Origin of the sequence: Salinisphaera sp. Q1T1-3, assembly GCF_003602005.1 — a bacterium.
GTDB lineage: Bacteria > Pseudomonadota > Gammaproteobacteria > Nevskiales > Salinisphaeraceae > Salinisphaera.
In genome coordinates, this window is sequence record NZ_QZWD01000013.1 from 71923 (window position 1) to 93961 (window position 22039).

At 66.6% G+C, this 22039-nt stretch carries 20 protein-coding genes and 1 other RNA gene; 3 read left to right on the plus strand and 18 right to left on the minus strand.

Translation table 11 applies throughout. The annotated features are described in order from the left end of the window. Nucleotides 1–2: 2 nt before the first annotated feature. From murC to rsmI, 13 genes are all read right to left on the minus strand, one after another. Complete coding sequence (gene murC, locus D3260_RS12600; protein WP_199671499.1) at nucleotides 3–1460, minus strand: UDP-N-acetylmuramate--L-alanine ligase; 1458 nt, start codon at nucleotides 1458–1460, stop codon at nucleotides 3–5. Continuing rightward, nucleotides 1460–2554 (minus strand): undecaprenyldiphospho-muramoylpentapeptide beta-N-acetylglucosaminyltransferase, encoded by a 1095-nt coding sequence (gene murG / locus D3260_RS12605; protein WP_120098957.1) that lies wholly within the window; start codon nucleotides 2552–2554, stop codon nucleotides 1460–1462. Before murG ends, murC begins: the two co-directional genes overlap by 1 nt. Then, complete coding sequence (gene ftsW / locus D3260_RS12610) at nucleotides 2551–3702, minus strand: putative lipid II flippase FtsW (RefSeq protein WP_120098958.1); 1152 nt, start codon at nucleotides 3700–3702, stop codon at nucleotides 2551–2553. The genes murG and ftsW overlap by 4 nt, the downstream gene beginning before the upstream one ends. Further along, nucleotides 3699–5030: a UDP-N-acetylmuramoyl-L-alanine--D-glutamate ligase gene (murD, locus tag D3260_RS12615; protein WP_120098959.1), complete on the minus strand. Its 1332-nt coding sequence runs from the start codon at nucleotides 5028–5030 to the stop codon at nucleotides 3699–3701. Before murD ends, ftsW begins: the two co-directional genes overlap by 4 nt. Next, the gene (gene mraY, locus D3260_RS12620; protein WP_120098960.1) at nucleotides 5027–6109 is read right to left on the minus strand and encodes a phospho-N-acetylmuramoyl-pentapeptide-transferase; all 1083 of its coding nucleotides are present in this window, start codon (nucleotides 6107–6109) and stop codon (nucleotides 5027–5029) included. The genes murD and mraY overlap by 4 nt, the downstream gene beginning before the upstream one ends. After that, nucleotides 6103–7479 (minus strand): UDP-N-acetylmuramoyl-tripeptide--D-alanyl-D-alanine ligase, encoded by a 1377-nt coding sequence (gene murF, locus D3260_RS12625; protein WP_120098961.1) that lies wholly within the window; start codon nucleotides 7477–7479, stop codon nucleotides 6103–6105. The genes mraY and murF overlap by 7 nt, the downstream gene beginning before the upstream one ends. Further along, complete coding sequence (locus D3260_RS12630) at nucleotides 7476–8993, minus strand: UDP-N-acetylmuramoyl-L-alanyl-D-glutamate--2,6-diaminopimelate ligase (RefSeq protein WP_120098962.1); 1518 nt, start codon at nucleotides 8991–8993, stop codon at nucleotides 7476–7478. Before D3260_RS12630 ends, murF begins: the two co-directional genes overlap by 4 nt. A gap of 2 nt (nucleotides 8994–8995) precedes the next feature. Further along, nucleotides 8996–10666, minus strand: coding sequence for a penicillin-binding protein 2 (locus tag D3260_RS12635; protein WP_233544064.1), 1671 nt, complete (start codon nucleotides 10664–10666; stop codon nucleotides 8996–8998). A 56-nt stretch (nucleotides 10667–10722) separates the two neighbouring features. Continuing rightward, the gene (gene ftsL / locus D3260_RS12640) at nucleotides 10723–10989 is read right to left on the minus strand and encodes a cell division protein FtsL (RefSeq protein WP_120098964.1); all 267 of its coding nucleotides are present in this window, start codon (nucleotides 10987–10989) and stop codon (nucleotides 10723–10725) included. Beyond that, the gene (gene rsmH, locus D3260_RS12645; RefSeq protein WP_120098965.1) at nucleotides 10986–11933 is read right to left on the minus strand and encodes a 16S rRNA (cytosine(1402)-N(4))-methyltransferase RsmH; all 948 of its coding nucleotides are present in this window, start codon (nucleotides 11931–11933) and stop codon (nucleotides 10986–10988) included. Before rsmH ends, ftsL begins: the two co-directional genes overlap by 4 nt. A 44-nt stretch (nucleotides 11934–11977) precedes the next feature. After that, nucleotides 11978–12439, minus strand: a complete 462-nt coding sequence (mraZ, locus tag D3260_RS12650) for a division/cell wall cluster transcriptional repressor MraZ (RefSeq protein ID WP_120098966.1) — start codon at nucleotides 12437–12439, stop codon at nucleotides 11978–11980. A gap of 368 nt (nucleotides 12440–12807) precedes the next feature. Then, an RNA gene (rnpB, locus tag D3260_RS12655) (RNase P RNA component class A) lies at nucleotides 12808–13160 on the minus strand. Nucleotides 13161–13276: 116 nt separating this feature from the next. After that, on the minus strand, nucleotides 13277–14122 hold the full coding sequence (gene rsmI / locus D3260_RS12660) for a 16S rRNA (cytidine(1402)-2'-O)-methyltransferase (protein WP_120099007.1): 846 nt from the start codon (nucleotides 14120–14122) through the stop codon (nucleotides 13277–13279). Between the two features lie 169 nt (nucleotides 14123–14291). Here rsmI and D3260_RS12665 point away from each other — a divergent pair, with 169 nt between their 5' ends. The 3 genes from D3260_RS12665 to D3260_RS12675 are packed head-to-tail and all read left to right on the plus strand — an operon-like array spanning nucleotide 14292 to nucleotide 17267. After that, nucleotides 14292–16316, plus strand: a complete 2025-nt coding sequence (locus D3260_RS12665; protein ID WP_158583529.1) for a penicillin-binding protein activator — start codon at nucleotides 14292–14294, stop codon at nucleotides 16314–16316. Then, the gene (locus tag D3260_RS12670) at nucleotides 16292–16657 is read left to right on the plus strand and encodes a YraN family protein (protein WP_120098968.1); all 366 of its coding nucleotides are present in this window, start codon (nucleotides 16292–16294) and stop codon (nucleotides 16655–16657) included. Before D3260_RS12665 ends, D3260_RS12670 begins: the two co-directional genes overlap by 25 nt. After that, complete coding sequence (locus D3260_RS12675) at nucleotides 16647–17267, plus strand: SIS domain-containing protein (protein WP_120098969.1); 621 nt, start codon at nucleotides 16647–16649, stop codon at nucleotides 17265–17267. The genes D3260_RS12670 and D3260_RS12675 overlap by 11 nt, the downstream gene beginning before the upstream one ends. Nucleotides 17268–17594: 327 nt before the next feature. On the opposite strand, the gene D3260_RS12680 is transcribed toward D3260_RS12675, so the two are convergent. From D3260_RS12680 to murA, 5 genes are all read right to left on the minus strand, one after another. Next, entirely contained in the window at nucleotides 17595–18032 is a 438-nt protein-coding gene (locus D3260_RS12680) for a ClpXP protease specificity-enhancing factor (RefSeq protein ID WP_120099008.1), read from the minus strand. Nucleotides 18033–18082: 50 nt separating this feature from the next. Then, nucleotides 18083–18715 (minus strand): glutathione S-transferase N-terminal domain-containing protein, encoded by a 633-nt coding sequence (locus tag D3260_RS12685; protein ID WP_120098970.1) that lies wholly within the window; start codon nucleotides 18713–18715, stop codon nucleotides 18083–18085. A gap of 81 nt (nucleotides 18716–18796) precedes the next feature. Next, on the minus strand, nucleotides 18797–20095 hold the full coding sequence (gene hisD / locus D3260_RS12690; protein ID WP_120099009.1) for a histidinol dehydrogenase: 1299 nt from the start codon (nucleotides 20093–20095) through the stop codon (nucleotides 18797–18799). Continuing rightward, nucleotides 20095–20748 carry an ATP phosphoribosyltransferase gene (gene hisG / locus D3260_RS12695; protein WP_120098971.1) on the minus strand — a complete coding sequence of 218 codons (654 nt, stop codon included), beginning with the start codon at nucleotides 20746–20748 and terminating at the stop codon, nucleotides 20095–20097. The genes hisD and hisG overlap by 1 nt, the downstream gene beginning before the upstream one ends. Continuing rightward, the gene (murA, locus tag D3260_RS12700; RefSeq protein WP_120098972.1) at nucleotides 20748–22037 is read right to left on the minus strand and encodes a UDP-N-acetylglucosamine 1-carboxyvinyltransferase; all 1290 of its coding nucleotides are present in this window, start codon (nucleotides 22035–22037) and stop codon (nucleotides 20748–20750) included. Before murA ends, hisG begins: the two co-directional genes overlap by 1 nt. Between the last annotated feature and the right edge of the window lie 2 nt (nucleotides 22038–22039).

The following is a 22039-nucleotide window of genomic DNA, read 5'->3' on the forward strand; positions in this document are numbered from 1 at the left end:
GGTTATGCATCACGGCCCACCCCACGGGTCCGCGCGAGCGTCTGTGCCGCCCCGCCGATGTCGCCGGCGCCGAGTGTCAGCACCACGTCGCCGTCGGCGATCACGCCGTCGAGCGTCGCATCGAGCTTGGCGATGTCATCGACGAAAACGGGATCGACCCGCCCCCGGGCGCGCACGGCGCGCGACAGCGCGCGTCCGTCGGCGCCGGTGATCGCAGCCTCGCCGGCCGGATAGACCTCACAGAGCACCAACACGTCGAGATCGGCCAGCACCTCGCAGAAGTCCTCGAACAGATCGCGGGTCCGGGTGAAACGATGCGGCTGGAAGACCACCACGACGCGTCGATCCGACCAGGCACCGCGGACCGCGGCGATCGTGCTGGCCAGCTCACGGGGGTGATGGCCGTAGTCGTCGACCAGCAGTGCCTGGCGTGTGCCATAGGCGATGTCGCCGATCACCTCGCAACGGCGACCGATCCCGGCGAACGCGGACAGACTGGCCCCGATCGCGGCCATGTCCACCCCGAGCTCGTGTGCCACCGCGGCCGCGGCCAGGGCATTGAGCACGTTGTGACGGCCCGGCAGGTTCAGGTGTACCTCGAACGCCGGCTCACCGCGCACCGTCAGATTGAACCGCGTGCCGGCACCGTCGTAGCGAAGGTCCGTGGCGCGGAAATCCGCTTCGTGGTCGATACCGTACGTCAGGATCGGCCGGCCCACCTCGGGCAGCAGTTCGCGCACGACCGGATCGTCCACGCAAAGCACGGCCAGACCGTAGAACGGCAGATGGTGCAGAAACTCGAGAAACGTCTCGGTCAGGCGAGAGAAATCGCCGCCGTAGGTTTCCAGATGATCGGCGTCGATATTGGTCACGATCGCCATCATCGGCGTGAGCAGCAGAAACGAGGCATCCGACTCGTCGGCCTCGGCCACCAGATACGGCCCCGCCCCCAGCTGGGCGTTCGAACCGGTGCTCAACACCTTGCCGCCTACAATAAAGGTCGGGTCGAGATGCCCGTCGGCCAACAGCTGGGCCACCAGACTCGTGGTCGTGGTCTTGCCGTGAGTGCCGGCCACGGCGATGCCATAACGAAAACGCATCAGCTCGGCGAGCATCTCGGCACGCCGCACCACCGGCACCAGGCGTTCGTGGGCTGCCACCACTTCCGGGTTCTCGGCAGAGACCGCGGTCGAGACGACGACAACGTCGGCCTCGGCGACATTCGCGGCCGCATGCCCGAGATAGATCGTGGCGCCGAGCGCGGCCAGGGCCTGTGTCGCGGCACTGGCCTTGGCATCCGAGCCCGTCACCGTGTAACCCAGATTGAGCAACACGCGTGCGATGCCGGCCATGCCGACGCCGCCGATGCCGACCATGTGCACGGTGCGCACACGCCGCATGGGCCGGTGTGTCAATGGTTGGAAGCCAGCCTCGGCCGCGCCGGGGCAGTTGACGTCCATCATGTGGCCTCCCGAGCCTGAATACAGGCCTCGACAATGCGATCGGTGGACTCGGGCCAGGCGGCCGCGCGTGCCGCTTCGGCACGCGTCAGCAGCGCCGGGCGATCGCCACCGAGTGCCACCAGCTCTTCACGGAGCCGGTCGGCGGTGAATTCGTTCTGACGCACAAGCCGTGCGGCACCGGCGTCGACGAGATAGGCGCCGTTGGCCGCCTGATGATCGTCGACGGCGTGCGGATACGGCACCAGTAGCGCCCCCACGCCGGCCGCGGCCAGCTCGGCCACGGTCAAGGCACCGGAGCGACAGATGACCACGTCGGCCCAGGCATAGGCCGCGGCCATGTCGTCGATGAACGCTTCGACTCGACCTGCGACACCACGCTCGGCATACGCCGTCTCGGCGGCCTCCAGGGTCTTGCCGGCCTGGTGCCAGACCTGTGGTCGTTCGGCGTCGGCCAGACCGGCCAGTGCTTCGGGCACCCGCTGATTGATGGCCAGCGCCCCGCCACTACCCCCGAGCACGAGCAGCCGCAGCGGCCCGTGCCGCTCGGCCCAGCGCGTTGCCGGCGGCGCCAGGGCGAGAATCTCGGCGCGCACCGGATTGCCGACCGTGACAGCGCCGTGGCGGGCCGCGAACGTGCCCGGAAAAGCCTGCAGCGTACGGCGCGCCAGTCGGGCCAGAATCCGGTTGGTCAGTCCGGCGGCCGCATTCTGTTCGTGAATGACCAGCGGCATACCGCCAAGACGCGCCATCACCCCGCCCGGCCCGGCAGCGAAACCGCCCATGCCGACGACCACATGCGGCCGTACGCGACGCAGCACGCCGCGTGCCTCCCACAGCGCCCGCGTGATAGCCATGGGCGCCGCCAGCAGCGTCGTCAGGTGCTTGCCGCGCAGGCCCGCCACGCGAATCGTGTGCAGCGTGATGCCCTCGGCCGGCACGAGGCGCGCCTCGATCCCGGCCGCCGTGCCCAGCCATTCGACGATAGCCCCCCGGGTTCCGAGCGCCCTTGCCACGGCCAGCGCGGGAAAGACGTGTCCGCCCGTGCCGCCGGCCATCATCAGCACGCGCAGTCCATCCAGATCGGCGCTCATGACGTGGCCTCGCGCTGTGCGGCCGCGCTTTCCAGGTCCACGCGCAACAACAGCGCACAGAGCATGCACATCATGACCAGCGAGGAGCCGCCGTAGCTCATCAGTGGCAACGTCAGGCCCTTGGTCGGTAACAGCCCCATGTTGACGGCCATGTTCACGAACGCCTGCAGCGCAATCCAGGCGGACAGACCGTAGGCCAGAAAACCGCCGAACAGCTGGTCGACGTCCAGCGCGCGCCGGGCGATGACAAAACCGCGCCAGACCACGATCGAGAACAGCGCGATGAGCACGAGCGAACCGGCCAGCCCGAATTCCTCGGCATAGATCGCGAACAGGAAGTCGGTGTGGGTCTCCGGCAGATACGACAGTTTCTGTACCGAATTGCCGAGTCCCACGCCGAACAGATGACCGCGGCCGATGGCGATCAGCGACTGTGTGAGCTGGAAACCGCTGGCGAACGGATGCGCCCAAGGATCGGAGAAGCTGATCAGACGCTGCATGCGATACGGCGAAGACAGCACCATCACCACCAGCGCCCCGGCCGCGCCGCCGGCGATCACGATCAGATTGAACAGCCGCGCGCCGGCCAGGAACAGGATGATGCCGGCCACGGCGACGAGAATGGCGCTGGCCCCGAAATCCGGCTCCAGCAGCATCAGGAAACAGGCGATGAACAGAAACAGCATCGGACGCAACAGCCCACCCCAGCTGGTGGCCAGCTCGGTCTGTCGGCGCGTGGCATAACCGGCAATATAGAGAATCAGGCACAAACGCGCCGGCTCGGAGGCCTGGAGCGCAACGGGGCCGAAATCCAGCCAGCGCTGGGCGCCGTTGACCGAGTGGCCGAGCCCCGGGATCAACACCACGAACAACAGCGCCAGCCCGGCGCCGAGCATCGTGAACGTGTGTCGCGCCAGAGCCTGCATCGGAACATGCAGCACCACGAAACCCACGCCCAGACCGATCACACCGAAGATCGCCTGCCGGTAGAAGTAATGCAGGGAATCGCCGGTCATGCGTTCGGCGACCGCCACCGAAGCGGAACCGACCATGACCAGCCCGAGACTGGCGATCACGACCAGCGTGGCCAGCAGCCATACGTCGGGCGTCACCCGCGGCAGGTTCGATGCATTCAACAGACGTTTCATGCGGCAAGCTCCGAAACGGCCGCGGCGAATGCCTGACCACGGGCGACATAACCGGAAAACTGATCGAAACTGGCACAGCCGGGCGAGAGCAGCACCACATCGCCGGCACGGGCCAGCGCATGGGCCTTGCGCACCGCTTCAGCCAGATCGGCAACGCGAGTGACCGGCGCATGCGTGCCGACGCCCCGGGCCACAGCCTCGGCGTCCTGGCCGAACACGATCACCGCGCGTGCACGCGCCCCGGCAACCGGGCCGAGTGGCGCAAAATCCTGGCCCTTGGCCTGGCCGCCGGCCAGCAACACCACGGGCCGATCCATACCCGCCAGCGAAGCCAGCATGGCGCCCATATTCGTACCCTTGGAATCGTCGACGTAGACCACGTCGTCGACCGTCGCCACCGGCTGACAACGGTGCGCCAGACCGGCAAAGCCGGTCAGCGTCTCGGCGATGGCCCGCCATTCGATGGCCAGCACGTCGGCCAGCGCCCATACCGCCAGCGCGTTCATCGCGTTGTGACGACCGGACAGGCTCAGCGCATCGCCGCGCAGCCATACATCGTCGCCCCGCGCGAGATCGCCGTCGTCGGTCAGGCGATAGTCGACGTCGTGGCCGGCACCGAAACGCACCACGCGCGGCGAGTCGGCGGCCATCGCCGCGACCTCGGGATCGTCGGCGTTGAGCACGGCGATCGTGGCCCGATCGAAGATCCGGGCCTTGGCAGCGATGTAATCGGCCAGATCCCCGTGACGATCAATATGATCCGGTGAGATATTGAGCACCGTTGCCGCGACCGGCGCGAGCGTTTCGCACAGCGCCAGCTGGAAACTCGATAGTTCCAGTACATAAAGCGCGACCGTATCCGACAGCAGCGACAGCGCCGGCGTGCCGAAATTGCCCCCGATCACCGCTCGGATGCCGGCGGCTTCGGCTGCGGCATGCAGCCAGGCCGAGACCGTGGACTTGCCGTTGGAACCGGTAATGGCCACGACCGGTGCATCGACCACGCGGGCGAACCATTCGATATCGCCGACGATGGCATGGCCGGCCGCACGCGCGGCCTCAATCAACGGTTCGCGCAGATCCACGCCGGGCGAGACCACGAGCTCGTCGATGCCGGTCAGCGCGTGGGGATCGAGCCCACCGGTCCGAATCTCGATGGATGGAAACGCGTCGGCCAGCATCTCGGCGGCCGGCGGCGTCTCACGGCTGTCCACGATGCGCACGCGCGCGCCTCGTTCGGCGGCAAAGCGCGCCGCCGAGGCGCCGGTGGCACCACAGCCGACCACCAGCACGTGGCGATCGGCCAGTTGTCGCGCCCAGGCACTCATCGGATCTTCAACGTCGACAGGCCGATCAGGACCAGCACCAGCGTGATGATCCAGAACCGGACGATGATCTTGGGCTCGGCCCAGCCCTTGAGCTCGAAATGGTGATGCAGCGGCGCCATGCGGAAGATCCGGCGCCCGGTCAGCTTGTAGCCGACGACCTGGATCATCACCGAGACCGTCTCGGCCACGAAGATGCCGCCCATGACCAGCAGCACCAGTTCCTGACGCACGATCACCGCGACGATGCCCAGCGCCGCGCCGAGAGCCAGCGCGCCGACATCGCCCATGAACACCTGGGCCGGATAGGCGTTGAACCAGAGGAAGCCGAGTCCGGCCCCGGCGATCGCGGTACAGAAGATCGCCAGTTCGCCGGCCCCGTGAATATAGGCAAACCCCAGATAGCGCGAGAATTCGGCATGCCCTGTGACGTAGGCGAAGATCGCCAGTGCCGCAGCGACCAACACACAGGGCATGATCGCCAGCCCGTCCAGGCCGTCGGTCAGATTCACGGCGTTCGAGGAGCCGACCACGACCAGATAGGTCCAGACGACATAACCGACGCCCAGCGGCACGGCGACGTCCTTGACCATCGGGATCAGCACGCTGGTCTCCGCGGGACTGGCTGCGACCAGATAGAGCCAAAGGCCGGCAGCCAGACCGATGACCGTCTGCCAGCCATACTTGGCCCGCGCCGACAGCCCCTTGCTGTTGCCGAACTTCAGCTTGCGATAGTCGTCGACGAACCCGACGGCGCCAAAGGCCGCGGTCACGAACAGCACGAGCCAGACCCAGGCATCGGCCAGATTCGCCCAGAGCAGGGTCGAAATGATCACCGCCGCGATGATGAGCGTGCCGCCCATGGTCGGCGTGCCGGCCTTGACGAGATGGCTCTGCGGGCCGTCGTCACGCACGTACTGGCCGATCTGGCGCACGGTCAACAGGCGGATCATCTTCGGGCCGAACACGAATGAAAAGATCATCGCGGTCAGTACGCCGAGGATCGCGCGCAGCGTCAGGAACTGGAATACGCGAAAGCCCGAAAAGATCGGCTCGAGCAGATGCGCGAGATACATCAGCATACGGCACCTGCTCCGGCTTCGGTCGGTCGTGCGATGGCATCGGCCACCCGGTCCATGCGGGCACTACGTGAGCCCTTGACGAGCACGACCACATCGTCAGTGCTTGCCAGCCCGGCTTCGAGATCGGCGATCAACGCGTCGTGATCGGGATACCACTCGGCGCCCTCGCCGAACGCCTCGGCGGTCAGCCGGCTCGACGGACCGGTCAAGAACAGCCGGCTGATACCGGCGGCCCGGGCATCGCGGCCGGCCTGGCGATGGGCGTCTTCGCTGAATGTCCCCAGCTCCCCCATATCGCCGAGCGCCGCCCAGCGGGCGCCGGACTGGCGCCCCAGCCAGGCCAGCGCCGCTTCCAGCGAGGCCGGATTGGCGTTGTAACTGTCGTCGACCACGCGGGCACCGTGAATGGCCGGCGTGATCGCCAGCCGACCGCCCACCGAGGCCATGCGGGCCAGCCCGGCCGCGATCGTGGCGATATCCAGCCCGACCGCATGCGCCACGGCGGCGGCCGCCAGGGCGTTACGCACGTTGTGCTCGCCGGCCAGCGGCAGCGTCACCCGGGTTCGCTCGTTGCCGACAACCAGCTCGAAGGCAGCGGTCTCGGCATCAATTTCGACGTCGCGGGCATGCACCACCGCACTGTCGGCATCGAGTGCGAACGTCACGACACGCCGGGCACCGGCGAATTCCTTCCAGAGTCCGGCATAGTCGTCGTCGGCATTGATCACCGCGATGCCGTCCTCGGGCAGGCGAATGAACAGCTCGCCCTTGGCACGGGCGATACCCTCGCGCGAACCGAAGCCTTCCAGATGCGCCCAGCCGGCGTTGGTGATCACCCCCACCGTGGGCCGTGCGATGCCGGCCAGCTGGCCGATCTCGCCGGGATGGTTGGCCCCCATCTCGATCACGGCCCGCTCGGCACCGGCGTCCAGACGCATCAACGTCAGCGGCACGCCGAGATGGTTGTTCAGATTGCCTTCGGTGGCCATGACGGTGCCGGCGACCTCGAAGATCGCGGCGATCATCTGCTTGACCGTGGTCTTGCCGTTGGACCCGGTCACGCCGATCACGGGGCCGGCGAAACCGGCACGCGCCAGCCGTGCCGCGCGCGACAGCGCAGCCGTGACGTCGCTGACGACGAGCTGCGGGACGCGGGTATCCTGGGCCCGGGCGACCACGGCCCCGGCCGCACCGGCCGAACCGGCACGCGCCACGAAATCGTGGCCATCGTTGTTCTGGCCAGACAACGCGAAGAACAACGCCCCCGGTGTGATACGGCGGGTGTCGATCGCCGCACCGGAGAACACGGCGTCCTCGCCGACGAGTTCGGCGTCGAGTGCGGCCGCAAATTCCGACAGACGGCCCTTCATGCGCCCTCCAGTGCGCGGCCAGCCACCACGCGGTCATCGAATTCGTAGATATGCGGGCCGTATTGCTGGGTCGTCTCGTGGCCCTTGCCCGCGATCAGCACCACGTCGCCCGGCCCGGCCGCTGCGATCGCGGCAGCGATGGCACGTCGACGCTTGTGCTCGATTCGGTAATGCGACGGCGCCTGCCAGTCAGCCGGCAGCCCGGCGGTGATCTCGGCGACGATCGCCTCGGGCGCTTCGCCGCGCGGATTGTCGTCGGTCAGCCACAGGTAATCGGCCAGACGCGCGGCCACGGTGCCCATCAAGGCGCGCTTGCCGCGATCACGATCGCCGCCGCAGCCGAACACACAGTGCACCCGGCCCCGGGCATGCGCGCGCACGCCTTCGAGCGCGGCTTCCAGGGCGCCGGCCGTGTGGGCGTAGTCGACGATCACGAGCGGCGCCTCGACGCGCGGGCCAGCGATACGCTCCATGCGGCCGGGCACGGTGGCCACCTGCGAGAGAGCGGCCACTGCCGCTTCCAGCGCGATACCGCGGACCAGCAGCACACCGAGACACGCCGCCAGATTCGCGGCATGGAACAGACCGACCAGTCCGGTGACCAGATCTGCCTCACCGACGTGGGTGTGCACATGGACACGCAAGCCGTCGGGATGTGCCTCGACCGCCGTGACATGCACGAAATGGGCGTGATCGGGCACCGACTCATGACGGCCGTAGGCCAGCGGCGCCGGGCCCGGGCGGCCACCGAACTCGACGAGCCAGTCGCGGCCATGGGCATCGTCGGCGTTGAGCACCACGTGACGCACCCCGGCCTGATCGAACAGCCGGCGCTTGGCGGCGACGTACGCCGCGTCATCGCCGTGATAGTCCAGATGATCGCGCCCGATCTGGGTGAGCACCGCCACATCGAAGGCCACGGCATCCGCCCGCTTCTGTGCCAGGGCGTGCGAGGAGACCTCGAGCGCGGCGGCCGTATAATCGGCAGCGACCATCCGGGCCAGCCAGTGCTGAATGCGCGTGGCATCCGGCGTGGTGTGCGTGGCCAGCGCCAGATCACTCGGATCGCCGAAACCGAGCGTGCCCAGATAACCGCAGGCCTGATCGACGTGCCGCATCGCCTGGGCGATCAACCAGGCACAGGACGTCTTGCCGTCGGTACCGGTCACGCCGGCCACGAACAACGACTCGGACGGCCGCCCATAGAAGCGGGCCGCGATCTCGCCGGCACGGGCCGACAGGTCGCCGAGAGCCATCATCGGCACATCGAAGCCGGGCGGTGTATGCACGCCGGCCGGGTCGTAGACGATCGCGCATGCGCCGGCCGCCAGCGCGTGTTCGGCGTGTTCCAGGCCATGCCCGGCCTCGCCGGCACAGGCCAGAAACAGCGCGCCGGGCACAGCCGCGCGCGAGTCGATCACGACATCGCGAACCGTGGCTTCGGGAACACCGTGGTCAATGAAACCGGCGAGCAGGTCAGCCAGATTCCGTGTGATCCTGGGCGCTGGCAGCATGATCAGCCTCCCGCCGTGTTGCGTTCGGCCGCGGCCGTGAGCATGTCGGGGTTGCCGGGCGGCACGTGCAGGATCCGCAGCGCGCTGGACATGATGCGCGAAAAGACCGGCGCCGCGACCGTGCCGCCGTAGTAGGAACCCTTGGTGGGGGCATCGACGACGACGAGTGTGACCAGCCGCGGATTGTCGGCCGGCGCCATGCCCACAAACAACGCCCGGTGCTGATTGCGGTGATAACCGTCAGCGCTGATCTTGCGCGCGGTGCCAGTCTTGCCGGCCACCTTGTAGCCGGGCACCGATGCCCGATTCGCCGTGCCCTGCGGTGAGACCACGCCTTCGAGCAGTTTGCGCATGGTCTTCGCGGTGGCCGGCGAGATCGCCTTCTGGGGCGGCGGATGCATGTCGGCGCCCTTGCCCAGGATCAGACGCATGCTGCGCAACTCGCCGTCACTGGCGATCGCGCCGTAGGCCCGGGCCAGCTGCAGCGGCGTCACGGCAAAGCCATAGCCATACGATGCCGTCGCTGTTTCGACGTCGTTCCAGGTGTAATAGTCCTTGAGCACGCCGAAACGCTCACCGGGGAAGCCGGTACCGGTCGTCTCGCCGAAACCGAAATTGCGGAAATCGCGCCAGACGCCCTTCGGCCCCATCGACAGTCCGACGTGGGCGGCGCCGACGTTCGAGGATTTCTGAAGGATCTTGGCGAAATCCTCGTCGCCGTAGTTGATCTCGTCCTTGACCGTCAGCCGACCGACCTGGAACCAGCCTTTCGTGTGGATGATGCTCGAGGTGTCGTAAAGCCCCTGGTCGAGCGCCCCCGACAGCACGATCGGCTTGGCCGTCGAGCCGGGCTCGATCACGTCGGTGGCCGCTCGCAGTCGCATGCCCGCCGCATCGATCGAACTGCGATCGTTGGGGTTGAAGCTCGGATAGGACGCCACGGCCAGCAGCTCGCCGGTCTTGGGGTCCATCATCACCACCACACCGTCCTTGGCCTTGTGCTGGACGACGGCCTGCTTGATGTTGCGGTAGGCCAGATACTGCAGTCGCGCATCGATGGTCAGACGCAGCTTGTGGCCGGGCTTGGGCGACTTGAACTCGTTGAGGTCGTCGACCACGCGGCCACGACCGTCCTTGATCACCTTGCGCTCGCCCGGCTCGCCCTCGAGCCACTGATTGCGCGCCAGCTCCAGCCCGGACTGACCCTCGTCATCGATATTGGTCAGGCCGACGAGCTGGGCCGCGGCCTCACCGGCCGGGTAATATCGCTTGTATTCGCGCTGGAGAAAGATACCCGGCGCGCCCACGGCAGTCACCTGATGCGCATCGAACGGCGAGAGCTGGCGCTTCAGGTACAAGAATTGGCGCGACTTGTATTTCTCCAGCCGCTGACGCAGGCCCGCGCGGCTCATGCCGAGCTGGCGCGCCAGCGGCGCGATCTTGTCGGGCGCGGCCAGCACCGCAGACGGCACCGCCCATACGGATTCGGTCGGCGCCGACAGCGCCAGCGGCCGACCGTTGCGATCGACGATCGCACCGCGATTGGCCGGCACCTCAACGGTGCGGATATGACGCATGTCGCCCTGATGGGTCAGAAACTGCTCGTCGTAGATCTGCAGATCGACCGCACGCCAGACCAGCGCACCGCCGAAGACCACAAACAACAGCAGCACCACCCACGCCCGCCAGCGACCGGGCAGCCTGTTCGTCGAATTCCGATCCCGCCGCATCACTGGTCTCCGAGCACGACGTAATCGCGCGGCTGGATCATGCCCAGCCGCGTGCGTGCCACCTGTGAGACACGATCCGGGCTTGCCCAGGCGCTGTCTTCGAGCTGGATCTGGGCCCATTCGGTGGCCAGACGATCACGCGTGACCCGCTCGACCTGCAGCTGATGGAACAACTCGCGGGTCTTCTGCTTGGACTCGACCACGCCGATGGCACTGGCGATATTGAGCACCAGCAGCGCAGTGATGATGAGGGTTCGCCGGCTCATGCCGAGACCTCGGGTGCCTCGGTGCGCTCGGCGACTCGCATGATCGCGCTGCGGGCACGGGCATTGCCCGCCACCTCGTCAGCACGCGCACGCACCGGTTTGCCGACCAGGTTCAGGGCTGGCGCCACCGGCTCGGCCATCGGCACCGGCGGCTGCGCCGGCTGGGCCTGGGCACGCAGGAAACGCTTGACCCGCCGATCCTCGAGCGAGTGAAAACTGATCACCGCCAGTCGCCCGGCCGGCGTCATGGCGCGCAGCGCACCGGCCAGCCCCGCATCCAGCGCGCCGAGTTCATCGTTGATGTGCATGCGAAAGGCCTGGAAGGTGCGCGTGGCCGGATGCGTGCGCTTGCCCTGGCTGATCTTGGCTGGCACGGCCTCCGCAATCACGGCGGCCAGCTGCGCGGTGTCGTCGAGCGTACCGGCATCGCGCGCGGCCACGATGCGCGAGGCAATGCGCCCGGCCATCGGATCCTCGCCCAGCTGCTTGATCACACGGGCGATCTCGCCGTGCGAGGCCACGGCCAGCCAGTCGGCGAGCGTCGTGCCCTGCCGCGTGTTCATGCGCATGTCGAGCGGCCCGGCATGACGAAACGAAAAGCCGCGCTCGGCGACATCGAACTGAGGTGAGGACACGCCGAGATCGAACAACAAACCATGGACGCCTCCGACCAGTCCTCGCGCTGCGAGTTCATCCCCGAGACGGGCGAACGACGACGCGATGAACACAAAGCGCGAGTCATCGCGCAGATGGGCAGCCTCGGCCGCGGCATCCGGGTCCTGGTCGAAGGCGATCAGACGTCCCTGCGGCCCGAGCCGATCGAGAATCGCGCGCGTATGGCCACCCCGGCCGAACGTCGCATCGACGTAGACGCCGTCCGCACGGATCGCCAGCGCCTCAAGCGCGGCATCGAGCAGAACCGGTTTGTGATCGGCCTCGGGCATGGGCGCCCTCCGGGATTCGCTGAGGCGAGCGTGGACGTGCGGATTCATAGGCTGATGTCCATCAGCACGTCGGGCAGATCGCCGTTGGCCGCTTCCTCGGCCAGTGCGTCGGCGGTGTCGGCATTGCGCTGATTGAACGTGTCCTCATCCCACAGCTCGAAAAGATTGCCGATTCCCGAGAGCACGGCCTTGCTCTCGAGACTGGCCGCAGCACGCAGATTCGAAGGGAGCAGCAAACGTCCCTGGCGATCCATGTCGACGTCACGTGCATTGCCGATGAAAAAACGCTGAATGTTGCGGACCTTCGGATTGAGGCTGCCGCGCGACAACAGCTGCGACTCGAAAGACTGGAATTCGGGTGCGGGATAAATCAGGAGACAGCCGTCCCAGTGCCGCGTGACCACAAGACGGCCGCCGCAGTCGTCGAGCAACGACTGACGATAAGACGCTGGAATCGCGATGCGACCCTTCGCGTCGATCGTGACCGAGTGTGACCCCTTGAACACCTGGTGGCCCCCGGGAGCTGATTAAACCACTTTGCCCCACAATTTTCCCTTCGGCGCCACTATAGGCAGCGGCGAAACAGAGTGTCAAGAAGACATCCGCGGTAAAAAAGTCGGCCAATCAGTAAGTTCCAAACGCTTCTTTAACAAATTGCCGAACGACTCATGGCACCGGCAAGCACTTTTCCATCAAGTGCTTGGCACTTAAAACTGTATATAAAAACAGCATTAAATACGCGATTTCGCACGCCCGGAACAAATCCGCACGGCCCGTGGATCAAAGTGGGGGAAAACCCGAGCCCTGGCGGCATTGGTGGGTGAGCCGCCCACAAAAAAACCGCGGGCATGGGCCGCGGTTTCTGGGGTTCTATAAAAGGAGCCGGCCGATAAGCCGGGTTCTGTCGCGCGCAGTCATTCATCTGGGGCGCTCGTCGCCGAACGCCTCATGCGACCTACCCGAGGACTATGCGGGCCGCACGTCGTCCTCCTATTTGGTCTTGCTCCGGACGGGGTTTACCGTGCCACGACTCGTTACCGAACGCGCGGTGCGCTCTTACCGCACCCTTTCAGCCTTGCCGGGTCCGCATGCGGACCGTAGGCGGTCTACTCTCTGTTGCACTTTCCGTAGGCTCGCGCCTCCCAGGAGTTACCTGGCGTCCTGCCCTGTGGAGCCCGGACTTTCCTCGACACCGCAGGGCGATGCCGCGACTGCATGGCCGGCTCCGGCTGCGATTGTAAGGCGTCTGTACCGACGGCGCGAGCGTCGATTTCCGGCCACGGCCGCGCACGCCCGACCCCATTCGCACCCCACTGCGACCGACCTGCCGCACCGTTTCGCCACTACTCGGACAGGGCAAGCGCCCGCGCATAAGCCGTTTTCTTCGCCACGCCGGTCAAACGTGCCGCAATCGTCGAGGCCTTCTTGGTTCCGGCCAGCGGCAGCAGTTCCTCGAGCAGCGCATCGAGCGATATCTCGCCGGCCGCCGCTGCCGGCCGGGTCGGCGCGCCGGCGATGACCAGCACGAACTCGCCGCGCTGGCGATTGCTATCGGCCGCCAGCCATTCGGGAAGACGCTCGGCCCCCAGGGTGACACTCTGCTCGTAACGCTTGGTCAACTCGCGCGCCAGCGTGATCGGCCGCGTGCCGAGCACCGCTCCCAGATCATCCGCCGTGGCGCAGATACGATGACTGGATTCGTAGCAGACCAGCGTGCGGGATTCATCGGCGAGTTCGGCCAGACGGGTACGCCGATTCGCCGGGCGCGCCGGCAAAAAGCCTTCGAAAACGAACCGGTCGGTCGGCAGGCCGGCCACCGAGAGTGCGGCAATCGCCGCACATGGGCCCGGCACGGTCTGAACAACATGACCGGCCTCGCGCACGCCAGCGACCAGCCGATAACCGGGATCGCTGATCAGTGGCGTGCCGGCATCGCTGACCAGCGCGATATTCTCGCCGCGCGCCAGACGGCCGACGAGCTGTGGCACCCGATCGGCCTCGTTGTGCTCGTGCAGCGAAAGCCGCGGTGTATCGATGCCCAGATGTGTCAGCAGGCGTGCCGTATGACGCGTATCCTCGGCCGCGATCACATCGACCGTTGCCAGAATGTCGGCCGCGCGCGGCGCCAGATCGGCCAGATTGCCGATCGGCGTGGCCACGATCCATAGCGTTCCCGATATCTGCTGCATCGATCGCTCGGTGGTATTCGATTCCAAGGACGCATTTCGCCGCATCGGCGACAACCGGACGCCGGCTGAACGGCAAGCAACCACACGGCGCAAGCCGCACTGCTATGATCGACATGGTCGCGCAGACGGGGGCTGCGCGCCAGATCGAGCCCAGGGAGCCACGAATATAATGAGTGCAAGAATGCAGAGTCTACGCGGCGCGTTCGCCGCCGTGTTCATCCTGGTGCTGGCCGGTTGTGCCACATCGTCGATGAGCCCGAGCGGCGGCATGGGCCAGAGCCCGATCGACGCCGCCCGCACCGCGGCCGCGCAGGGCGATTACAACCGCGCCGCGCAGCTCTACAGTCAGGCCGCCGTCAACGCTCGTCAGCCCGAGGCGCAGCGCAGCTACCGCCTCGAAGCCGGCCTCGCGGCCGCCCAGGCCGGCGACGCCCAGACAGCGCGCCGAATGCTCGGCAACATCGATCCGGGCACGCTCTCGGATGTCGATCACGCGCGCTACAACCTGGCCCAGCGCGAGATCGCCATTGCCGATCTGCCGCCGGGCGAGGCGCTGTCCCATCTGCCGCCGCCGGCACGCAACACCGCACCGGCCGTGGCCGAACGCGTCTGGGGAAAACGGGCCAGCCTGCAGTTCGCCAACAACAATATTGTTGCCGGCATCAAGGCACTCGTGCAGCGCGACGCCTGGCTCGACGATAACGCAGCGATGCGCGCCAACGACGAGCGCATCTACGACAAGGCCAGCGATGCCATCGGTCTCGGCATCGGCCCGGACAGCCCGGACGCCGCCAACGCCGATCAGACGACCCGCGGCTGGCTCGCACTCGCCAATATCGGTGAAACCCAGTACTCCAGCGCCGACGCCCGCGACAAGGCCCTGGCCCAGTGGCAACAGGATTACCCGGGCCATGCGGCCAATCGCGATGTGCTGCCGCGTCGTTTCAACTACGACAACACCATGTCGGTGACCCCCACCGAACGAGGCATGCCCCAGGGCGGCCCCGGCAATGCGCAGGTCAGCGCCCCGAACGGGCAGGTCGCGCTGGCGCTCCCGATGGGCGGCCAGTTCCAGAACGCCGCACAGGCCATTCGTGACGGGTTCGAATTCGCCTATCAGAACAACAGCGCCGGCCTGCCGAAGCCGTTGTTCTACGACAGCAGCAATCAGGGCGCCAGCGCCCTGGCCCAGCGCGCCACGAGTGACAACATCGGCGTTCTCGTCGGGCCGCTGGACAAGTCCAAGGTCGGCGCCATGGCCGGACAGTCGCTGTCGATTCCCGAGATCGCCCTGAACACGATCGACCAGCCCGTCGCCCGCAACGGGTTCTATCAGTTCGGTCTCGATCCCGCCGACGAAGCGGCATCGGCGGCCCGCCACGCCCTGGACAAGGGATACCAAAACGCCCTGGTTCTCGTGCCGCGGGGCGACTGGGGTGACCGGGTACTCGATGGCTTTCGCAAGACCTTCAACGGCGAAGGGGGCCGCCTGGTCGACTATCGGAGCTACGACGGCAGCGCGCACGACCACAGTCAGGCGATCCAGCAGCTTCTGGGCAACGGCAATCAGCGTGCCGCGGACTTCATCTTCGTTGCGGCCCAGCCCACGCAGGCCCGGCTCATCCGCAGCCAGCTGAAGTACTACCACGCTGCCGATCTGCCGATGGTCAGCACCTCGCACAGCTTCTCCGGGCAGGTCGACCCGGGCAGTGACATCGACCTCGACGGCGTCTATTTCGTGGACATGCCCTGGCTGCTCGGCTCCGGTGGCACCATCGAGCGTCTGCGTCGCGAAGCCGCTTCGGCCTACGGCGACGAAGCCACGTCCTATGCCCGGCTGTTCGCCATGGGCATGGATGCCTGGGTCCTGGCCCGTCGGGCCGCTCAGGGCGATCTCACCGCTGGTCAGCCCCTGGAAGGCATGACCGGCGTGCTCAAGCCCGAGCAGAGCGGCCATATCACCCGCTATCTCGGTTGGGCGGTCTTCCGCAACGGTCGGCCGCAGACGCTGTCGATGCCGGGGCTCTCGGATGCGCGCAACACGCCGAACTTCGCCACCGGCACCGGCAAGGCCGAGTCGTCGAGCACGCCCGCGAGCGGCAACAACGGCGCCCCGATGAGCGAGCGTGACAGCTACGCGCCCGACTCGGATAACGGCGCTGGCGACCAGTGGTCTTCGGGCGCACGAAACTAGAACGCGGCCAGGCTGCCGAGCGGCACGTCGATCGTGCGGCCCGGCAGCGCGGCTGGCGTCGGGTCGCGCAGAACTATCATGCCCGCGGCGGCGAGCTGGACCTGGTCTATCGCCAGGCCGATACGCTCGTGGTCGTCGAGGTCAGATACCGGGCGCGCAGCGATTATGGCAGCGCTGCGGCGACCGTGACCCGCACCAAGCAGCGCCGCATCGTCTCGGCCACACGCCAGCTGCTGGCCGACAACCCGCGCTGGGCACGCTTGGCGATCCGTTTCGATGTCGTCGGCGTGGACGGCGAGGATAACCTGGACTGGATAGAGAACGCTTTCTATGCCGAATGACTCCGCCAAGCCCGACGATCGTCATCTCGTCATCGATGACATGTTCGCGGCGAATCGCGCCATCAACGAACACACCCTAGCCGACAATCGCGACACGCTGGTTGCCGCAGCCGAGGCCATGATCGCCTGTCTTTCCAATGACGGGCAGATCCTGTCGTGCGGCAACGGCGGGTCAGCCGGCGATGCCCAGCATTTCGCCTCCGAATTGGTCAATCGATTCGAGCGCAATCGACGGGCCCTGCCGGCGATCGGGCTGGTCTCCGAGTCGTCGACCCTGACCGCCATCGCCAACGATGCCGGCTATGAACGAGTCTTTTCGCGTCAGGTGGAGGCTTTCGGACGCCGCGACGACATCCTGCTGGCGATCTCGACCAGCGGCCATTCGGCCAACGTGGTTGCCGCAATCGATGCCGCCCAGGCCCGCGACATGCGGGTGATCGCCCTGACCGGGCGCGACGGCGGGCGTATAGCACAACAGCTGGGTTCTGACGATATCGAACTGCGCGTGGCCGATACCGTCACCGCGCGTGTTCAGGAAATGCACCTGCTGTTCATCCACTGCATATGCCGGCTGATCGAGGACTGGCTCGACGCGGAGCCGTCGCCATAGACTGACGGCCATGATCGCCGCGCCAGGCAGGCCGGAACGGGCCGCGCCTATATCGCCTGCGTGACGACGGCGCCTGCCCAGTCTTGTTATTAATCCGGTACCAGAACAGCTGACGACGTCCGCTGTTTTCAACGCCATCGAAAGAAACGCCGGCCCTTGTCCGTCCTTTTATTTTCAATGGCTTCACGGCCGTTGGGCGTGGCGCGCATGCTGTCGCACACGCGCGCGTTATCAACCCGAAAAATCATCTATTTTTAGGCCGGGTTAATAACGCAGGCGCCGCTCAGCCTTGCCGACCGAATCACGGGCGCTGCCCCGCGATTCGGTCTATTTGACGACCTTCAGATGCGCACGCTTCTTCTTGGCCTCATCGTCGCGGGCGTTGTCGGCCTGAGAGACATCCTCGGTCCCGCCGTCATCAGTGGCCACCGGCGCAGGCCCCTCTTCGGGAGTTTCGACTTCGCCAAACAGCATGCCTTCGCCGTTTTCGCGCGCATAGAGCGCGAGCACAGCGCCGGGCGGCACGACCACGTTGTAGTTCGCGCCGGAGAAACGGGCCGAGAAGTGGATCATCTCGTTGTCCAGCGACAGTCCGCGCACCGCGCCCGGGCTGACGTTTACGGTGATCTTGCCGTCGTCGGTCACGAATTGGCGTGGCACATCCACACCGGGCGCATCGGCTGCCACCAGCAGATGCGGCGTCAGTCCGTTGTCGAGCACCCAGTCGTAGAGGGCACGAATCAGATAGGGACGGCGAGAAGTCAGCTGCTGCTCGGCCATGGTGATCGCCTCGAAAGATTGTCGTCGTGAGTCGGTCAGTTTGCGGCCATTGCCGGGCGCATCTCCGCCTCGACCGGAGACAGACTCCGTTCGAAGGCCGGCCGGGCGAACAGTCTCGCGGCGTATTTCGCCAATCGCTCGCCCTGCTTGCTCGGCAAGGTCACTTCATGATGTTCCAGACGCCACAATATGGGCGCCAACGTACAATCCAACAGCGAGAATTCTTCCCCGATGTACTGGCGCGGCGAGAAATCGGCGGCCAGCGTGGTCAACAGCTCGGTCATGCGGTTCCGCGCCTTGCGGGCCACGGCCGGCGTGGACTCCAGATCCTCGAACAACGGATACAGATCGCATTCCATGCGATAGATGGCCAGCCGATACTGGGCTCGCAGAACCGGATCGACCGGCATCAGCGGCGGATGCGGATACCGCTCGTCGATGTATTCGACGATGATGCGCGGGTCATAGACCACGAGCTCGCGTTCGACCAGCGTGGGCACCGAGTTGTACGGGTTCAGATCGAGCAGATCTTCGCTTTCCTCGCCATCACGCAGCCAGGCGATCTCGTAGTTGGCGACCCCTTTCTCTTCCATCACGAGCCGGACGCGATGGCTGTGTACACAGTTGTCGCGGCTGTAGAGAGTCATGGAAGAACGACGGCTGGCCATAGACGATTTCCCGATCACGCGGCACGACGGTGCCGGCGCCCAAGCGAATCCCGACTATAGCATGGGCCACGTGCCCGGCGTTCAGCCCGCCTCGTCCGATCTCGCCCGGGCTGACGCCGCGTGTGCGAACAACCCTTCCCCGCGGGCCAGCCGCGCCGCAATCGGAGCGAGTGCCGCTGCCCCCGGGGCACTGGCCTCGACCACCGAGATACGCTTCTGGAAGTCGTAGGCGCCGAGCGCCGACGAGAAACGTGCCGTACGCCCGGTCGGCAACACGTGGTTGGGGCCGGCGCAGTAATCCCCGAACGCCTCCGGCGTCCGATGACCGCAGAAAACCGCTCCCGCATGCATCACCCGATCGACCAGCGACCAGGGTGCGGCCACCGCCAGTTCCAGATGCTCCGGCGCGATGCGATTGACCAGCATCATCGCCTCGTCGAGATCGGCACAGGCAATCAGCGCGCCGTGATTGGCCAGCGAGACCCGGATGATCTCGGACCTCGGCTGATCGTCGATCATGTCGGCAACGGCCGCAGCGACCCGGTCGAGATAGGCCCGATCGGGGCAGACCACCATGGCACGCGCCATTTCGTCGTGTTCGGCCTGTGCGAACAGATCCAGCGCGGTCCAGCGCGGATCTCCCGTGCCGTCGGCCACGATGAGCACTTCCGAGGGCCCGGCGACCGACTCGATGCCGACCCGGCCGAAGACCTGTCGCTTGGCCGAGGCCACATAGGCATTGCCCGGTCCGACGATCTTGTCGACCTCGGGAATCGTCTCGGTACCGTAGGCCAGCGCGGCCACGGCCTGTGCCCCGCCGATGGTGAACAGACGATCGACACCGGCGACCGCCGCCGCCGCCAGCACCCAGTCGTTGACGGTGCCGTCCGGAGCCGGTGAGACCAGTGTGATTTCGGACACACCGGCCACGCGCGCCGGCACGGTATTCATCAGGACGCTCGATGGATAGGCCGCCTTGCCACCCGGCGCATAGACGCCGGCGCGCTCGATCGGTCGCACGACCTGGCCGAGCCGGTTGCCGTGGGCATCCGTGTAGCTGTGATCGGTCAGGCACTGCGAGCGCGCGAATTCGGCGATGCGCGCGGCCGCTGCTTCCAGGGCCTCGCGATCGGCCGGGTCCAGCGCATCGCGGGCGGCGGTCATGGCCGATCGATCGATCTCGAGAGCGGCCATCGTCGCATCCGGACGCCGGTCGAGGCGTCGGGTGTGCTCGACCACGGCCGCATCGCCGCGATCACGCACGTCGGCGATGATTTCGGCCACGCGCGCATCGATCTCGGCCAGCGCCGGGCTGTCGCGATCGGTCAGCGCCGCGAAGGCAGCGCCGAAGTCGGCATCATCGGTGGCCAGACGGCGCATCATGCCGTGCGCCCCGAACCGTTGGCGAACAGGGTGACCAGTTCCTCGATCTGGGCGTGCTTCATCTTCTGGGCCGCCTTGTTGACGACCAGACGCGCACTGATGTCCTCGATCAGATCGAACGGCTCGAGCCCGTTGGCATAGAGCGTGTTGCCGGTATCCACGAGATCGACGATGACATCGGCCAGCCCGACGATCGGTGCCAGCTCCATCGAGCCGTACAGCTTGATGATCTCCACCTGACGACCCAGCCGGGCGAAATGCGCGCGCGTGGTCTCGACGTATTTGGTCGCCACGCGGAGTGGCCGGTGTGCCGCGGCCTCGATCGCCCCGGGCAGCCCGGCCGTCATCAACCGACACCGGGCAATGCCCAGATCCACGGGCTCGTAGAGATCCGCCCCGCCGTGCTCGATGAGCACATCCTTGCCGGCCACGCCGACATCCGCCGCGCCATGCGTAACGAAGGTCGGCACGTCCGAGGCCCGGATCACGAGCAGCCGCAGACCCGGCTTGTTGGTCGCGAAGACCAGCTTGCGCGAGGTGTCCGGATCCTCCTCCGGCTCGATGCCGGCGGCCGCGAGCACAGGCAGCGTATCGTCCAGGATACGACCCTTGGACAGCGCCAGGGTCAGCGTATCGGGAGCAGCGTTCATCAGACGACCTCGCGCGCGGTGACGGGGGCCTTGTCCGGCACCCGCTGGATCACGCCGCCGAGCTGCGCCATCTTCTCCTCGATGCACTCATAGCCGCGATCGATGTGATAGATCCGCCGGACTTCGGTCACGCCGTCGGCGATCAGGCCGGCGATGACCAGGCTGGCCGAGGCACGCAGATCGGTCGCCATCACGGGCGCACCGGTCAGACGCTCCACGCCGGTCACACGCACGGTGTGACCTTCCTGGCGCATGCGCGCGCCCATGCGTTCCAGCTCGCAGACGTGCATGAAGCGGTTCTCGAAGACCGTCTCGGTCACCATGCCCACACCGTCGGCGACCGCGTTGAGCACGCAGAACTGGGCCTGCATGTCGGTCGGAAACCCCGGGTGCGGCGCGGTGCGCACGTCCACCGAACGCGGCCGGCGCCCCTGCATGTCCACGCAGGCCCAGTCGTTGCCCTGGGTGACCTCGGCGCCGGCTTCGGCCAGCTTGGCCAGCACCACATCGATCAGCGCCGGCTCGGTATGCGTGACCGTGACCTTGCCACGACTGGCGGCCCCGGCCACCAGATAGGTGCCCGTCTCGATACGATCCGGGACCACGCGATGGGTCGCGCCGTGGAGCTTCTTCTTGCCGCGAATCCGGATCGTCGAGGTGCCGGCGCCGTGGATTTCGGCCCCCATCGCGGTCAGGCAGTTGGCCAGATCCACGATCTCCGGCTCGCGGGCCGCGTTTTCCAGAATGGTGTCGCCGTCGGCCAGCGTGGCGGCCATCATCAGGTTCTCGGTGCCGGTCACGGTCACCAGATCCATCGTGATGTGCGCGCCCTTCAGACGGCTGCAGCGTGCCTTGACGTAACCGTTTTCCACACGGATCTCGGCACCCATCGCCTCCAGGCCGCGCAGATGGATATCCACCGGCCGGGCACCGATGGCACAACCGCCCGGCAACGAGACCTCGGCCTCGCCGCGTTTGGCCAGCAGCGGCCCGAGCACGAGAATCGAGGCGCGCATGGTCTTGACCAGATCATAGGGCGCCACGCAGTGCGTGATCGTGGAGGCATCGGCCTCGATGACCATGTAATCGCCCACCGTCACCGACACGCCCATATGGGCGAGCAACACGTTGGTGGTCGTCACATCCTCGAGATGCGGCACGTTCTCGACGAACAACGGTTCATCGATCAACAACGCGGCCGTCATGATCGGCAACGTGGCGTTCTTCGCACCCGAAGCCCGCACGGTGCCGGACAACGGGCCACCGCCCTGAATACGCAGCAGGTCCATGG

Bases quoted from the DNA above. Each gene is read 5' to 3' on its own strand.
- murF (WP_120098961.1), bottom strand. From the start codon at position 7,479: ATGAAGGGCCGTCTGTCGGAATTTGCGGCCGCACTCGACGCCGAACTC.
- hisG (WP_120098971.1), bottom strand. From the start codon at position 20,748: ATGAACGCTGCTCCCGATACGCTGACCCTGGCGCTGTCCAAGGGTCGT.
- D3260_RS12675 (WP_120098969.1), top strand. From the start codon at position 16,647: ATGCCGAATGACTCCGCCAAGCCCGACGATCGTCATCTCGTCATCGAT.
- rsmH (WP_120098965.1), bottom strand. From the start codon at position 11,933: ATGCCCGAGGCCGATCACAAACCGGTTCTGCTCGATGCCGCGCTTGAG.
- murD (WP_120098959.1), bottom strand. From the start codon at position 5,030: ATGAGTGCCTGGGCGCGACAACTGGCCGATCGCCACGTGCTGGTGGTC.
- rsmI (WP_120099007.1), bottom strand. From the start codon at position 14,122: ATGCAGCAGATATCGGGAACGCTATGGATCGTGGCCACGCCGATCGGC.
- mraY (WP_120098960.1), bottom strand. From the start codon at position 6,109: ATGCTGATGTATCTCGCGCATCTGCTCGAGCCGATCTTTTCGGGCTTT.
- D3260_RS12685 (WP_120098970.1), bottom strand. From the start codon at position 18,715: ATGGCCAGCCGTCGTTCTTCCATGACTCTCTACAGCCGCGACAACTGT.
- D3260_RS12665 (WP_158583529.1), top strand. From the start codon at position 14,292: ATGAGTGCAAGAATGCAGAGTCTACGCGGCGCGTTCGCCGCCGTGTTC.
- murA (WP_120098972.1), bottom strand. From the start codon at position 22,037: ATGGACCTGCTGCGTATTCAGGGCGGTGGCCCGTTGTCCGGCACCGTG.
- murG (WP_120098957.1), bottom strand. From the start codon at position 2,554: ATGAGCGCCGATCTGGATGGACTGCGCGTGCTGATGATGGCCGGCGGC.
- ftsW (WP_120098958.1), bottom strand. From the start codon at position 3,702: ATGAAACGTCTGTTGAATGCATCGAACCTGCCGCGGGTGACGCCCGAC.
- D3260_RS12630 (WP_120098962.1), bottom strand. From the start codon at position 8,993: ATGCTGCCAGCGCCCAGGATCACACGGAATCTGGCTGACCTGCTCGCC.
- murC (WP_199671499.1), bottom strand. From the start codon at position 1,460: ATGGACGTCAACTGCCCCGGCGCGGCCGAGGCTGGCTTCCAACCATTG.
- hisD (WP_120099009.1), bottom strand. From the start codon at position 20,095: ATGCGCCGTCTGGCCACCGATGATGCCGACTTCGGCGCTGCCTTCGCG.
- ftsL (WP_120098964.1), bottom strand. From the start codon at position 10,989: ATGAGCCGGCGAACCCTCATCATCACTGCGCTGCTGGTGCTCAATATC.